14 protein-coding genes are annotated in these 12,662 nt (G+C 61.4%); 5 read left to right on the top strand and 9 right to left on the bottom strand.

Annotated elements, in window-relative coordinates; all coding sequences use genetic code 11:
• The 4 genes from ACIQ36_RS12610 to ACIQ36_RS12595 all read right to left on the bottom strand — a co-directional run.
• A partial coding sequence (locus tag ACIQ36_RS12610; protein WP_395829750.1) for an Hsp33 family molecular chaperone HslO occupies positions 1-885 on the bottom strand: 885 nt, incomplete at its 3' end.
• The gene (gene argF, locus ACIQ36_RS12605) at positions 882-1,790 is read right to left on the bottom strand and encodes an ornithine carbamoyltransferase (RefSeq protein ID WP_395829748.1); all 909 of its coding nucleotides are present in this window, start codon (positions 1,788-1,790) and stop codon (positions 882-884) included. The genes ACIQ36_RS12610 and argF, both read right to left, overlap by 4 nt.
• Before the next feature lie 4 nt (positions 1,791-1,794).
• Positions 1,795-2,988 carry an aspartate aminotransferase family protein gene (locus ACIQ36_RS12600; RefSeq protein WP_395829746.1) on the bottom strand — a complete coding sequence of 398 codons (1,194 nt, stop codon included), beginning with the start codon at positions 2,986-2,988 and terminating at the stop codon, positions 1,795-1,797.
• A gap of 173 nt (positions 2,989-3,161) precedes the next feature.
• Positions 3,162-3,986, bottom strand: a complete 825-nt coding sequence (locus ACIQ36_RS12595) for an ABC transporter permease (protein WP_395829744.1) — start codon at positions 3,984-3,986, stop codon at positions 3,162-3,164.
• Here ACIQ36_RS12595 and ACIQ36_RS12590 point away from each other — a divergent pair.
• Positions 3,985-4,632: a RecX family transcriptional regulator gene (locus ACIQ36_RS12590; RefSeq protein WP_395829742.1), complete on the top strand. Its 648-nt coding sequence runs from the start codon at positions 3,985-3,987 to the stop codon at positions 4,630-4,632. The genes ACIQ36_RS12595 and ACIQ36_RS12590 overlap by 2 nt on opposite strands.
• 257 nt (positions 4,633-4,889) lie before the next feature.
• A complete protein-coding gene (locus tag ACIQ36_RS12585) occupies positions 4,890-5,444 on the top strand; it encodes a substrate-binding periplasmic protein (RefSeq protein WP_395829740.1) in 555 nt (184 codons plus the stop codon).
• Positions 5,445-5,446: 2 nt separating this feature from the next.
• On the opposite strand, the gene ACIQ36_RS12580 is transcribed toward ACIQ36_RS12585, so the two are convergent.
• On the bottom strand, positions 5,447-6,199 hold the full coding sequence (locus ACIQ36_RS12580) for a LysE family translocator (RefSeq protein WP_395829738.1): 753 nt from the start codon (positions 6,197-6,199) through the stop codon (positions 5,447-5,449).
• On the opposite strand from ACIQ36_RS12580, the gene ACIQ36_RS12575 reads away from it, so the two are divergent.
• A complete protein-coding gene (locus ACIQ36_RS12575; protein WP_395829736.1) occupies positions 6,198-6,866 on the top strand; it encodes a sulfite oxidase-like oxidoreductase in 669 nt (222 codons plus the stop codon). The genes ACIQ36_RS12580 and ACIQ36_RS12575 overlap by 2 nt on opposite strands.
• Before the next feature lie 178 nt (positions 6,867-7,044).
• Here the strand turns inward: ACIQ36_RS12575 and ACIQ36_RS12570 are convergent, their stop codons facing one another.
• Entirely contained in the window at positions 7,045-8,271 is a 1,227-nt protein-coding gene (locus ACIQ36_RS12570) for an MFS transporter (RefSeq protein WP_395829734.1), read from the bottom strand.
• Positions 8,272-8,393: 122 nt separating this feature from the next.
• On the opposite strand from ACIQ36_RS12570, the gene ACIQ36_RS12565 reads away from it, so the two are divergent.
• Positions 8,394-8,831 carry an Lrp/AsnC family transcriptional regulator gene (locus ACIQ36_RS12565; RefSeq protein ID WP_395829732.1) on the top strand — a complete coding sequence of 146 codons (438 nt, stop codon included), beginning with the start codon at positions 8,394-8,396 and terminating at the stop codon, positions 8,829-8,831.
• A gap of 12 nt (positions 8,832-8,843) precedes the next feature.
• Here the strand turns inward: ACIQ36_RS12565 and ACIQ36_RS12560 are convergent, their stop codons facing one another.
• The 3 genes from ACIQ36_RS12560 to ACIQ36_RS12550 all read right to left on the bottom strand — a co-directional run bounded on the left by ACIQ36_RS12560 (position 8,844) and on the right by ACIQ36_RS12550 (position 11,955).
• Positions 8,844-9,644, bottom strand: a complete 801-nt coding sequence (locus tag ACIQ36_RS12560) for a DUF6602 domain-containing protein (RefSeq protein WP_395829730.1) — start codon at positions 9,642-9,644, stop codon at positions 8,844-8,846.
• A gap of 110 nt (positions 9,645-9,754) precedes the next feature.
• Positions 9,755-11,119 (bottom strand): chromate efflux transporter, encoded by a 1,365-nt coding sequence (gene chrA / locus ACIQ36_RS12555; RefSeq protein ID WP_395829728.1) that lies wholly within the window; start codon positions 11,117-11,119, stop codon positions 9,755-9,757.
• Positions 11,116-11,955, bottom strand: a complete 840-nt coding sequence (locus ACIQ36_RS12550; protein ID WP_395829726.1) for a chromate resistance protein ChrB domain-containing protein — start codon at positions 11,953-11,955, stop codon at positions 11,116-11,118. The genes chrA and ACIQ36_RS12550 overlap by 4 nt, the downstream gene beginning before the upstream one ends.
• 197 nt (positions 11,956-12,152) lie before the next feature.
• Between ACIQ36_RS12550 and ACIQ36_RS12545 the strand changes: the two genes are divergently transcribed.
• Positions 12,153-12,662 (top strand): class I SAM-dependent methyltransferase (locus tag ACIQ36_RS12545; RefSeq protein ID WP_395829725.1); only part of this gene is annotated, 510 nt, incomplete at its 3' end.

Raw genomic sequence — 12,662 nt, 5'->3', positions numbered from 1 at the left:
TACCACACCATCGACGCGTAAGTGCTCGCGGTCTTCCACGGGCAGCGATAGCAGCACGCGGGCCACCCGGCCCCGCGAGCAGCGGCAGCGGTCCAGCAGCCGGTGGGGCTCGCCGACGCGGGCATCTTCTTCCTCGTGGAACAGGCGGAACAGCAGATCGTCGGAGGGCAACTGCGGATCGGTGAGTTCGATATCCGAGACGGTGCCGACCAGGGCCATCAGATGATCCCAGGCGTTATCGTCGGCTTCCGCCGTCTCGTCCGCGTCGGGCGCGTCGAGCAGGGTGCGGGCGTGGCCACCCTCTTCCGGCAAGCGTTGCAGCAGCAGCGCGCCCGCGCGCCAGCCCTGGGCCGTGCGTTGGGCGGCGAGCTTCAGGCCCGTATCGATCTGTTCCGACTGGCGGAAGTAATGCTGCACGCTGGCTGAAAGCCCGCCGGGTTGCAACTCGACGATGCCCTGATAGCGCTCCATCTCCGCGCCTTGATCGACGGTAAAGGCCAGATAGCCCTTGCCCATCAAGGCTTCAACCCGCTCGGACGCCAACACCGGGCCGGTTGGGAGCTTGTCCTCATCCACCTGGGCATAACCGCGCATATGGCCGCTATGGGTGACGTCGGCGACCAACATGCGCACGGCCCCGTCGCTTTTGGCTTGCAGGGTAAAGACGCCTTCGAACTTCAGCGCGCCCGCAAGGGCCGCCGCCACCGCCAGCGCTTCCCCCAAGAGAGCCGCAACGGGCTCCGGGTAGGCGTGGCGGGTGACGATCTCGTTAAAGCTCGGCCCCAAGCGCACGATCCGCCCGCGCACGGTGGCCTTTTGCAGAAAGAACGGCAGCGTTTGATCGTCGGCAATGCCCGGATCGTTCGCCGGGAGCGGATTACTCATGCCAAGCACCATGCCAGAATACCTTTTTGAACGTGGAGCCGGTTTTCGGCTTCGTCCCAAACCAACGATTGCGGCCCATCGATCACGTCTTCGGTCACTTCCTCGCCGCGATGGGCGGGCAGGCAATGGAGAAACACCGCTTCCGGCTTGGCGCAGGCCATCAGGGCTGAATCCACCGAATAGGGCGCGAGCAGATAATTGCGGTTGGCGACCTCTTGGCCCATCGACACCCACGTATCGGTCGTGACGAGATCGACGCCCGATACCGCCGCGCGCGCGTCGGTGGTCACGCGAATGCTCGCGCCTTCGGCTTTCGCCCAATCGAGCAAAGCTTGCTTCGGGGCCAGCGCGCCGGGGGCGGCGATGCGCAACTCGAACCCGAAGCGCGCCGCCGCATGCACCCAAGAGATACACACGTTATTCGCATCACCGATCCATGCCACCGATTTCCCGGCAATCGGGCCGCGATGCTCTTCGAAGGTCAGAATATCGGCCATCACCTGACACGGGTGGCCGATGTCGGTGAGCCCGTTGATGATCGGAACGGACCCATGGGTCGCAAGATCGGTCAGCTTCTGCGCCGGGCCGGTGCGGATCATGATGGCGTCGACGTAGCGCGAGAGGACTTTTGCCGTATCGGCCATCGTCTCGCCGCGCTTCAACTGCATCTCTTCTTGGCGCAGCACGATGGTCTGCCCGCCGAGCTGCTTCATCGCTACTTCGAACGATACGCGCGTGCGGGTCGAGGCTTTCTCGAACAGCATCGCCAGGGTTTTCCCAAAAAGGCGCGGCTCGGTGCCCTTCCCGGCTTTAAGGTCCGCCTTCATCCGCGCCGAATCGGCGAGAATGTCCCGCAGGGTCGCTGCGGGAAGCTGATCGAGATCCAAAAAATGTTTAACGGTCATGGAATTACGCCTGCACTACCCAGGCACTGGCCACGGCTTTGATAGCCGCCAGCGCTTCTTGAATTTCAGCGTCGCCGATGGTGAGGGGCGGCAGCAGCCGCACCACATTATCGCCCGCCGCAACGGTCAGCAGCCCCTGCTCGCGCAACCGGGTCTGCACCTCGCCATTCGGCACGACGCATCGCAGGCCGGTGAGAAGCCCTTGGCCGCGCACTTCGGCATAAACGGCGGGATTATCGGCGACGATCTTCGCAAGACCGTGGCGCAGCTTTTCCGCCGCCGCGACCACATGGGGCAGGAACCCCGGCTCCAGCAGCACGTCGAGCACGGCATTGCCCATCGCCATCGCCAGCGGATTGCCGCCGAAGGTGGTGCCATGCACGCCCGCCGTCATGCCCGAAGCGGCCCGTTCGGTAGCAAGGCACGCCCCGACCGGGAACCCGCCGCCGAGGCCCTTGGCCAAGGCCATCACATCCGGCGCGACATTCGCCCCTTCATAGGCGAACAGCTTACCGCTGCGGCCCATACCGCATTGGACTTCATCGAACAGCAGCAGCAGGCCAAACTCGTCGCAGACTTGGCGGAGCGCTTGCAGATACTCGGCCGAATTGGCCCGTGCCCCGCCTTCGCCCTGCACGGGCTCAATCATGATCCCGGCGGTTTGCGGCGTGATCGCGGCGCGCAGCTCGTTGAGATTGCCAAAAGCGACCTGATCGAAGCCATCGACCTTGGGGCCAAAGCCCGCGAGGTATTTTTCCTGACCGCCTGCCGCAATGGTGGCGAGGGTGCGCCCATGGAACGCGCCCTGAATGCTAATCATCCGGTATTTCTCCGGGTGGCCGTGGGCGGCGTGATACTTGCGGATCATCTTAATGCCGCACTCCAGCGCTTCTGCGCCGGAATTACAGAAGAAGGTCGTATCCGCAAAGCTATTGGCCACCAGACGGTCGGCGAGGCGGGTTTGTTCCGGAATCTCGTAGAGGTTCGAAACATGCCAGGGCTTCTCGGCGGCCGCCTTCAGGGCGGCGACCAGATGCGGGTGCGCGTGGCCCAAGGCCGTTACCGCGATGCCGCTGGCAAAATCGAGGTATCGTCGCCCGTCCGAGCCGAACAGATAGGCCCCTTCGCCCTTCTCGAACGAAAGGTTGATCCTGCTGAACACGGGGAGCAGGCTCGGAATCACGGCGGAATCCTCCACACCTCAATCGCCCGAGACCGGCCATTCCGGCCCGGCGCGAAAAAAGGGGAAGTATCGAGAGGGGGGTTCATCCTGTCAATCGCAGGTGCAAAGCCAATCCCCGCACACTCCGCAGGGCTGCCCAGCAATTATGCGGCATTTTATTGCTATCGCGCTCATACGCCGCACGGGCTTTAGCTTTTTAAGCGATATCCCGTGCGAATCAGCGTGTAGGCCGCAAAAGAGAGGGCCACGCTCATCGCGATCATCACGGTCATCCCTACGGCAAGATTGCCATCGGCATGGCCGATAAAACCGTAGCGGAACCCATCCAGCATATAAAAGAACGGGTTAAGGTGGGCTACGGTCTGCCACGTCTCCGGCAACCGCGTGGTCGTGTAGAACGTCCCCGACAAAAACGCCAACGGGCTGATAATGAAATTGGTAATCGCGTGCATATGGTCAAACTTCTCCGACCAAAGCCCGCCGACCAGCCCCAGGAGCGATAGCATCGTGCAGGCGGCGACCGCGTGAAACAGGATGAAGCCGATATGCTGCGGCACAATCCGCACAAAGGGAATCATCGCCACCGCTGTGACCGTACCGACCAGCAGGCCCCGCGTTACGCCCGCCGCCGTCAGTGCCAAGGTCACTTCCCCGGCAGAAAGCGGCGGCATGAGGAGATCGACGATATTGCCCTGCATTTTGGAAATGACCAAGGAGGAGGAGGTGTTCGCAAAGGCGTTCTGCGTCATCGCCATCATCACGAGGCCTGGCGCTAAGAACTGGCTATAAGGCACGCCATCGACAATTTCAGCCCCCCGCCCCAGCGCCAAGGTGAACACGGCCAAAAACAGAAAAGTCGTGACCACAGGCGCCATCAGCGTTTGGGTATAGACATTCAGAAAGCGCCGCACTTCTTTAAGGTATAGGGTCCACAGGCCGAGCCAATTCACCCCCATCGGCGGAAGCGGCATTGGCGGCAAGGCGGGTGGCCGGGAGGATAGACGATCAGACATGCGGCACGACTCGGAAACTGAAACCGGCGGCGATCCTACTCCCCGTTCCCGGCAGCGTCCACCAAGGGGTGAGCGCCCCATCCCCCGGCCGATCAATGTCAGCGCCGAACGGCTCTGGGCCGTCAGCCTGCGCTATCTGCAACGCTTCTCCGCCTCGGTGGAGATGCTGCGCCGGGTGCTCGACCGCCGCCTGCGCCCGGCTATCGCCGCCGAGATAATTTCGCCCGCCGAAGCCGAAGCCCGGCGCGAAGCGGTGCTTCAGCGCGCCTCGGCCTTAGGTTATCTCGACGATCAGCGCTTCACCGAAGGCCGCGTAGCCGCCTTACTCCGCCAAGGCAAAAGCCCGCGCGTGATTGCCGAAACTTTGCGCGCCAAAGGCATTGCCCCTGCGAGCGTTGCCGCCGTGCTCGCCGCCACCGCTGCGGAAACCGAGGAAGATCTGGCGCTGACCGCCGCCCGCGCCTTCGCCCGCCGCCGCCGCCTCGGCCCCTATCGCACCAAAGCCAGCAGCGACCCGCGCCAAGCCGAAAAAGATATGGCAACCCTGCTGCGGGCCGGGCATGCGTATAGCGTTTCGAAACAAATTTTGAATTATTATAAAGAAAATAACAGTTTTCCGATGGAAAATGACATAATCACTGATTGAATTATTCTGATTAAAGGCTATTTTTAGATCGAAAGAAAAAATCCGCCCACCTGGGGAGAAAGCGGATGATGAATACTTTGATTCGATACTCAATTTTTTTTATTTTCTCATTGTTTTCGTTAGACGCTCGCCCTTCTGAACCGCTTATCTGGGGCGTTACGAATATTGCGCCTTGGGGGCCGAACCCAGCAACACCCGATGCCCCAAGCATTAGTTCCGATATTATTCAAGAGCTTGCCCAGCGCACGGGGCAGCCGATGCAGGTTTTACCCGAACCCTTCGCCCGCGTTCTCCAGGGCTTGCGCGACAATCGCTTGGCGATTGCCCTGACGTTCCGCTCCCCCGCAGCAGAAGACTATAGTGTTTATGCCGCCTGCCTCTTCAAGGTGCCGATTGTGGCCATCGCCCGCCGGGATTTTACGGTGCGCGATTTAACCGATTTACGGCAGCTTTCCCAAGGAATTGGCACAATCCGGGGGGTCGCCTATGGCGATGGTTTCGATCACGACCCCGCTATTGTGAAATCGATCGAATCCGATTTTCCCCAGATGCTGCGGAAACTTTTGGCCGGGCGTTTGGATGGGGTGGCCGGTTCGACCGTGATGCTGCTGCATCACGCAAAGCTCGAAGGCGTCGATACGATTTTGGGCGACCGGCTTGCCCTCAGCACGACCGAAACCTGCATCCAAGTGCCGAAAGCCCGCGCTGATTTACCGATAATCCGCCAGATTGCCGAAGCCGCGCGGGCGATGATGGCGGAAAAGCGCTTCGATGCGATTATCGGCCAGTATGTCGGCTCAACCTGGCAGTAAGGCTAAACGACGAAAACCGAGAGCAGCGTTGCCACGCCAAACAGCAGCAGCAACGCCCCCGACAAATGATGCAGCCAGCGGAAATCGCGCTGCCCCAGCCAACGCCGCAGCACAATGCCAATGCCGACCAGCCCGCCCCACCAAAGCCAAACGCCGAGCAAGATCCCAAGGATCACCGTCAGCGTCGCCTCGCGGCCCATATCATGGCTGACGATATCGGAGGCGGCGAGCAGCCCCGTGAAGGCGAAAATCGTCATCGGATTGGTGATCGTCAGCGCAAAGGACGAACCGAAGGATTTCAGCAAGGCGGCTTGCCCCATCTCCGCCCCATCGCCCGACCGGCTGCGCCAACTGCTGATCCCCATGCCGAGCAGCAGCAACCCACCGATAATCCGCAGCGGGGTTGAATATTCGGTCAGCACTGCCGCCACCGCCGCCACCCCGAAGCAAGCGATAACCCCAAAGATCATATCGGCCGTCACCGCGCCTGCCGCGCTGGCATAGCCGCAGGCCGCCCCCGTTTGCAGCGTTCGGCGCAGGCACAGAACCGCAACAGGACCCACCGGGGCCGAGACCATGAGGCCGATCAAAATTCCTTTGAGGAGCAGCAACAAATCCATGGGCTGAGACGAACCATAATCAGCGGCGTCAAGCAAGGGGGCTAGGGCGTATTCTTCCCCCTCGCCGAAACGCCTCGGCAGCCCCATATTAGGCCAGGACCGCGCTTTGATCGGTCCAGCGGAAGGAGCTTCCATGAGTAAGGACGACACCCTGTGGGGCACGATCCGCACCAAGCTGATCGACCGCAAACAAGAGTGGGCGAAAGAAGGACGGCTTCTGACCGGCCAGCGCGGCGACCCGATGCGCCAGCGCCTGCCGCCGGGGCAGCACGAGGTGAAAAACTGGCCCGTGCTCGATCTTGGCATTCGCCCGCGCTTAGCCCCGGAGGCCTGGCAGCTTCAGATCGATGGGCTCGTGAGCGCGCCGCAGGTGTGGTCCTGGGCGCTGTTCCAAGCCCAGCCGCAGCAGAAATTCCTGTCGGATATCCATTGCGTCACCGCTTGGTCGCGCTTCGATAACCGCTGGGAGGGGGTTTCGGCCCGGCATCTGCTGGATCTTGTGAAGCCGCTCCCGCAGGCCCGTCACGTCATGCTCTACAGCGCCGATGGCTATACGACCAATCTGCGCTTGGATCATTTCGGCGCAAAAGATGTGGTGCTGGCCCATTCGTGGGAGGGTGAACCGCTCAGCCACGAGCACGGCGGGCCCGTGCGGCTGGTGGTGCCGAAATATTATTTCTGGAAGTCCGCCAAATGGCTCACCCGGATCGAGTTCCGCGCCGACGATAAACCCGGCTACTGGGAGAATCGCGGCTACCATAACGAGGGCGACCCCTGGAATGAGGATCGTTACGATCGTTAAATTTTTGGGCGTTAAATTTTTGGGCGCTAAACTTTAATTGCGAGCGATTCGCAAATACGTCTTGCAATTAAGAACCACTCTTAATTTCTTCGACGGCGAGCAATGTCCTCGGACCCGCTCGAACCCTTCCCTTAAAACCCCGTTCCTGCGTGGAACGGGGCTTTTTTTGGGGAAAAGACTAAGCCCGCCGCTGATCCCACAGGGCGATCCCGCCCGCGACCAGCATCAGCCCGGCACTCACCGCCGTCACCGGCGCGTACCCCCAAGTATCGAGCACCCGGCCCATGCTGGCGGTGCCGATCATCAGGCCGACGTAAGTGCCCGCCGTATTCAGCGCCAAGACAACGCCGCGCTGAGTGCCACCCCGGATCGACAGCAGCCCAATGAAAGAATTCAGCACCAGATGCTGAGTGAAGCCGAAGGTCATCATCACCAGGATCAGCGCGGGCAGGACGCCGACCACCATCGGCAGGGTTAGGAAAATGCCGATCAAGGCGCAGCAGGCCACCGGCAGCACGCGGCGCGCGCCGATCCGGTCGATCATGCCGCTCACCAGCGCCGTGATCGTGAAGCCAACGCCATAGGCCAGCACCGGCACCGCGCCCAAGGCCGAGCCGCCGTGTAGCGCCGCGCGCACCGCCGTGCCGAGATAAGCGTAAGTGCCGTAAAAGGCCGTCATATTGAGAAACCCGACGCAGAGCATCGGCGCGACCCCGGCCACCCGCACCGCCGTGCCTAAGCGGCTGACGACGCTGGTCGTCCCGCCCCGCTCCGTGCGCGGATCGGGCAGCGCGAAAGCCACCGGCATCGCCAGCAACACCGGCACCGCGAGCCCAGCGAAAACCCCGCGCCAACCGATCACCTGCCCCAACAACCCCGCCAGCGGCACCCCGAGGATTAGCGCCACCGACCAGCCGAGCAGCACCCGGCCCAGGATTGCCGACCGCCGCTCCACCGGGGCCAAATCGCCCGCCGAGGCATAGGCGGTAGGCAGCACGACGCCCGCAGCGGCCCCCATCAACGCCTGCCCGCCCGCAAATACGATCCAATTGACGCTGGTCGCACAGAGCGCGAGCCCGCCGACGAGGCCAATCAGACCCGCCACCAGCGCTTGCCCGCGCTTCAGCCGATCCGCCAGCGGCCCGAGGAACAGGGCGGAGAGCGCCGCCATCGCCCCATACGCCCCCAGCGCTTGCCCAATATCGGCAATGCTCGCGCCGAGCCCCTGGGCAATATCCGGCACCAGCGGGGCGGCCAGCAGCGCTTGCAGCCCAACCAGCGCCACACAGGCGATCAGCACCGCAACCGACCGGTTCAGCGACGGCGCGGGTCGCCCGGCGCGGGTCTTCGCCGACCCAAAAAACGGAAATACGGCGCTCAGGCCGGACGCAAGGGCGTGGCTCATACTACTCTCCTCCAGGCGGAATAAGGCGAGCATGGCGTAGATTATTCAGGGATAAAAGCGATATACTGAACCCTATTCAAAATACGAATGGCATTCAGCCATTCCGTTCAGGGGAGCCCAGGATGGACAGTTTCGACCGAAAAATCCTCGGCCTGCTGCGGGAGGATGCGACCCGCACCTACGCCGACATGGCCACGCACCTACACCTGTCGCCGCCCGCACTCCACGACCGGGTGAAGAAATTAAAGGCCAGGGGCGTCATCAAGCGCACAACCGTGGAGCTTGACCCGCAGGCGCTCGACCGCAATTTCTGCGCCTTCGTTCACGTGGAAACCGAAGGCTATGCCAAGGATATTCTGAAGGAGGTGGCGGAGGCCGACCCTGCGGTGGAAGAAATGCACGGCGTCGCCGGAAGCTCGTCGGCCATCCTCAAAGTCCGCACCCACGACGCCGCCGGTCTCGAAGAACTCCTGCGCCGCCTGTTCGAAACCGGCGCGGTCCGGCGCACGGAGAGCTTCGTGGTGCTGCGGACGTATTTGGAGCGGGGGATTAGCCCGTGAGCTGCCCTGCCTCTATGCACAATCATTAATTTTATTTAAAAGATAAAGATGATCATAAGAAACGTTATTATATAGCGAGGAATATTCTTGAAGACGGGCTAAAACATACATCATTGCCTGAATATTAATTCTACCCTCGAATTTATAAAACTTTCCTATTTCCAAAGAAATTATTTTACCTGTCGATAAATCTTTTTGACTCATATCGATACCATCGCACCTTATTATCATATATTTATTCAAAACATGTATTATGACTGGTTTTCTTGAGTGTGGGATATTTTTTGATTTATAAAATTCATCTAAATGTTCGAGTATTGTGTCAGCTGACAGGCCGTCGTGAGCATAAACCATCTTAATAATTGGACAATATTCATCGCCAATTACAATCATAGGATTAACCCTACCTTTTAACGGCACAATATCTGGAATTGAATTTATATTTTCTAGAGAATCAATTAATTGATCTTTATCAAGCATAGATTTAACGGATATCGCTCCTATGGCACCCTCTATAAAAGAAAATGATTTTCTTGAATCGTTTTCCGGTAAATTAAATCTAATTGCACTATTATTTATAACTATTAGATCAATCTGCTTAGACTCTGATCCATCCTGACCAAAAATAAAACCTCCTTTCATTACGCTACAAGAACCTGGAATATGGCCCCGCAAAAAATCCTCGTACGCAGACTCCCGATTATTACCTATATCACTTTTATTAGGAAACACACTAGCAGCTTTTGCCTTTGCGGAGAGACCTTCTGAGATACTCTCAAAATAACCATGCAATCTATGAAATATATTATCCAAAATTCCCTCCTGTTTTAACATATTTAACCTTATCAATATTGTCTCCCTGCTGCAACGCGGATTCTCAAGGGGCCGAAGCCCCTTGAGTGGGGTCCGGGGCAACGCCCCGCCTACCCCCCCACTAGCAGCTTCACCGCAACCCCCACCGCCGCGCATCCCGCCAGCACTTCGCCGGTGCCGCGTTTGAAGCGGAACAGCAGCAGAATCGCCGCCAGGGTGAGGGCCAGCGCGCCGATGTCGAGGCTGCCGAGATCGGGCAGATCGAGATGCAGCCCATAGCCGGACCAGGGGCGGACGCTCCAGAACAGCACGTGCAGGGCGAACCAAACGGCGAGGTTCAGGATCACGCCGACGACGGCGGCGGTGATCGCGGTGAGGGCGGCGGACAGGGGTTTATGCCCGCGCAGGGCTTCCACATAGGGCGCGCCGAGGAAGATCCACAGGAAGCAGGGCACGAACGTCACCCAGGTGGTCAGCAGCCCGCCTAAGGTTGCGGCCAGCAGCGGGGGCAGCCCGCCCGCATCGCGCCACGCGCCCAGGAAGCCGACGAACTGCGTGACCATAATCAGCGGCCCCGGCGTGGTTTCGGCCATGCCGAGGCCGTCGAGCATTTCGCCGGGTTGGAGCCAGCCGTAGGTGACGACGGCCTCTTGCGCCACATAGGCCAGCACGGCATAGGCCCCGCCGAAGGTGACGACGGCCATTTTCGAGAAGAACACGGCAATCGTGCTGAACACATTCTCCGGCCCGAGCAGCAGCACCAGCGCCAGCACTGGCCCCAACCACAGCGCGCCGAAAATCGCGGCGATGCGCAAGGACCAGCCGAGGGAGGGGCGCGCGTGATCGGGCACGCCCTCGCCCAAGCGGCTGTCGACATCGCTCAAGCCGCGCCCGGTGCTGCCGTGGGCTTGGTGCACGTCGAAGGCCGCCCAGCCGAGCTTCCCGCCGAGAAAGCCGATCATCCCCGCCGCGACGATAATCAGCGGAAACGGCAGGTCGAACCCGTGAATGGCGATGAAGGAGGCCCCGGCCAGCGTCCACAGCGTCCGATTGCGTAGCGCGCGCTTGCCCACCCGCAGCAGGGCTTGCAGCACCACCGCCAGCACCGCCGCTTTTAAGCCGAAGAACAGCCCTTCGACCGCGCTCACATGCCCCGCCAGCACATAGAGCCAGCTCAGCGCCATAATCGCGACCATGCCGGGGAAGATGAACAGCAGCCCCGCCATCAAACCGCCCGCCGTGCGGTGCATCAACCAGCCGATATAGGTGGCGAGTTGCTGCGCCTCCGGCCCCGGCAGCAGCATGCAATAGTTGAGCGCGTGCAAAAACCGGGTCTCGCCGATCCAGCGTTTCTCTTCCACCAGAATCCGGTGCATCACCGCGATTTGCGCCGCAGGGCCGCCGAAGCTGAGGGAGGCGATGCGCACCCACACCCAAAAGGCTTCGCGGAAGGTTACGGGGGCAAGGTTTGTCATCGGTCCGATCCTAGGCCAACGCGCCCGCGCGCATCGGCGGGCCAGGTATGGGTTTCGCCCACCGCGTCGCGGCACCAGCGGTAGAAAGCATCATAGAGCGGCAGGCTCGCCGCCACTTGTTCGAGATCGTCCCGATACATGCGCGAAAACCCCAAAGACGCCGCGAGCAACCCCGCCGCCTGGGGCGCAAGATCGAGCGCAGCCGTATCGGCCCCGCGCACAATCGTCGCCAGCCGGTCCAGCGCCGGGGCGACAAGGCCGAACTCTTCCAGCATCGTATCGAAGGTGCAGCGGTCGCCGCGATGGCTCCAGAAGGTCCCTTCGATATCAAAGGGCGTCGCGCCGAACCGGTCAGCCACCGCCGTTACTTCGCTCGCATCGACGAAGAGAAACACCGCCTCGCGGTCGATAAAGCGGCGGATTAGCCAGGGGCAGGCGATGCGGTCGATTTTTGGGCGGGCGCGCGTCACCCACAGCGTCCGCCCTTGGCTATCGGCGGGCGGCACGGCTTGGGTCGTGACCAGCAGATGCCCACCATCGCGCCAAGCCTCGAACCCGCCTTCCAAGGTTTCCGCCGGAACGCCCAGGTGCCGCAACCACGCCGCAACGCCCTGGGAAAGCTTCAAGCCGCGCTGGCAGCTTACGATGACCGATTGGCCGATAAACTCGGCCCCCCAGGCGGCAACGGTAAACGGATCACGGCGCAGGGCCGCCGGAATCTGGCGCGGATCGGCGTCGAAATCCTCGGGGATGCGCACGTCGAGCAGCACGGGGCAGGTCGGCAAACCGACCAGACGGGAGAGTTGGGCTGGGGTGATTTCAGTATTTGACGGCATAACGTCCACCTTAAAACAAAAGTTTGGACGCGAACTTCGGCCTGCCGCCTCATGGGGCCTCGCGGAACCCCTTGGCTGGAAATAACCACGGGCGGCGCTACCGTGTCAATGCTGCGACAGGCCCCGCGCGCCGACTGACACGGTACAACTGACACGGTGCAACTGACACGGCGGCCCCGCGCTGCTAAACTTGCGCCATGACCATACTCACGCCCCCGCTTGCCGAAACTGCCCCCGCCTTCATTTCAGCAGTCGATGCTGTTTGGGGCGATCCCGCGACCTGGGTGGCGGACGGCGACCAATGGACCCATCTGCCCCAGATTGTCCAGACCGTTAACCGGCGGGTGACGGGCGACCCCGCCTGCACACCGCTCGCCTGGTTCTTCCATCGCCTCGCCCAGGACCAGCCCCTGCCGCTCGAGCGCGCGATGGTGGTGGGCTGTGGCTCCGCCGGGGTGGAACTGGGGCTTGTGCGCAATGGCTGGGCGCGGGAAGCCGTGGGGGTCGATCTCTCCCCCCGCGCCCTCGCCCGCGTGGCCGAGGCCGCCCGCGCCGAAGGGCTAACCGGCGTCCACCACCGGCAGGCCGATATGAATGCTTTCCCCGTTGGCCAAGAAGGGTTCGAGCCCGGCAGTTTCGATGCGGTGTTTGGCATTTCCGGCGTGCATCACTGCGACAATCTCGAAGGGCTCTACGCGGGGGTTTCG

Source organism: Elstera sp. (genome assembly GCF_044372965.1).
Taxonomy (GTDB): Bacteria; Pseudomonadota; Alphaproteobacteria; order Elsterales; family Elsteraceae; genus Elstera.
This window is presented reverse-complemented; position numbering and strand designations above follow the sequence as displayed.

What these genes read in the sequence shown, in the direction of transcription:
- argF (WP_395829748.1), bottom strand. Translation starts at nt 1,790, where the DNA reads ATGACCGTTAAACATTTTTTGGATCTCGATCAGCTTCCCGCAGCGACC.
- ACIQ36_RS12595 (WP_395829744.1), bottom strand. Translation starts at nt 3,986, where the DNA reads ATGTCTGATCGTCTATCCTCCCGGCCACCCGCCTTGCCGCCAATGCCG.
- ACIQ36_RS12590 (WP_395829742.1), top strand. Translation starts at nt 3,985, where the DNA reads ATGCGGCACGACTCGGAAACTGAAACCGGCGGCGATCCTACTCCCCGT.
- ACIQ36_RS12570 (WP_395829734.1), bottom strand. Translation starts at nt 8,271, where the DNA reads ATGAGCCACGCCCTTGCGTCCGGCCTGAGCGCCGTATTTCCGTTTTTT.
- ACIQ36_RS12580 (WP_395829738.1), bottom strand. Translation starts at nt 6,199, where the DNA reads ATGGAAGCTCCTTCCGCTGGACCGATCAAAGCGCGGTCCTGGCCTAAT.
- ACIQ36_RS12550 (WP_395829726.1), bottom strand. Translation starts at nt 11,955, where the DNA reads ATGCCGTCAAATACTGAAATCACCCCAGCCCAACTCTCCCGTCTGGTC.
- ACIQ36_RS12565 (WP_395829732.1), top strand. Translation starts at nt 8,394, where the DNA reads ATGGACAGTTTCGACCGAAAAATCCTCGGCCTGCTGCGGGAGGATGCG.
- ACIQ36_RS12575 (WP_395829736.1), top strand. Translation starts at nt 6,198, where the DNA reads ATGAGTAAGGACGACACCCTGTGGGGCACGATCCGCACCAAGCTGATC.
- ACIQ36_RS12585 (WP_395829740.1), top strand. Translation starts at nt 4,890, where the DNA reads ATGCAGGTTTTACCCGAACCCTTCGCCCGCGTTCTCCAGGGCTTGCGC.
- chrA (WP_395829728.1), bottom strand. Translation starts at nt 11,119, where the DNA reads ATGACAAACCTTGCCCCCGTAACCTTCCGCGAAGCCTTTTGGGTGTGG.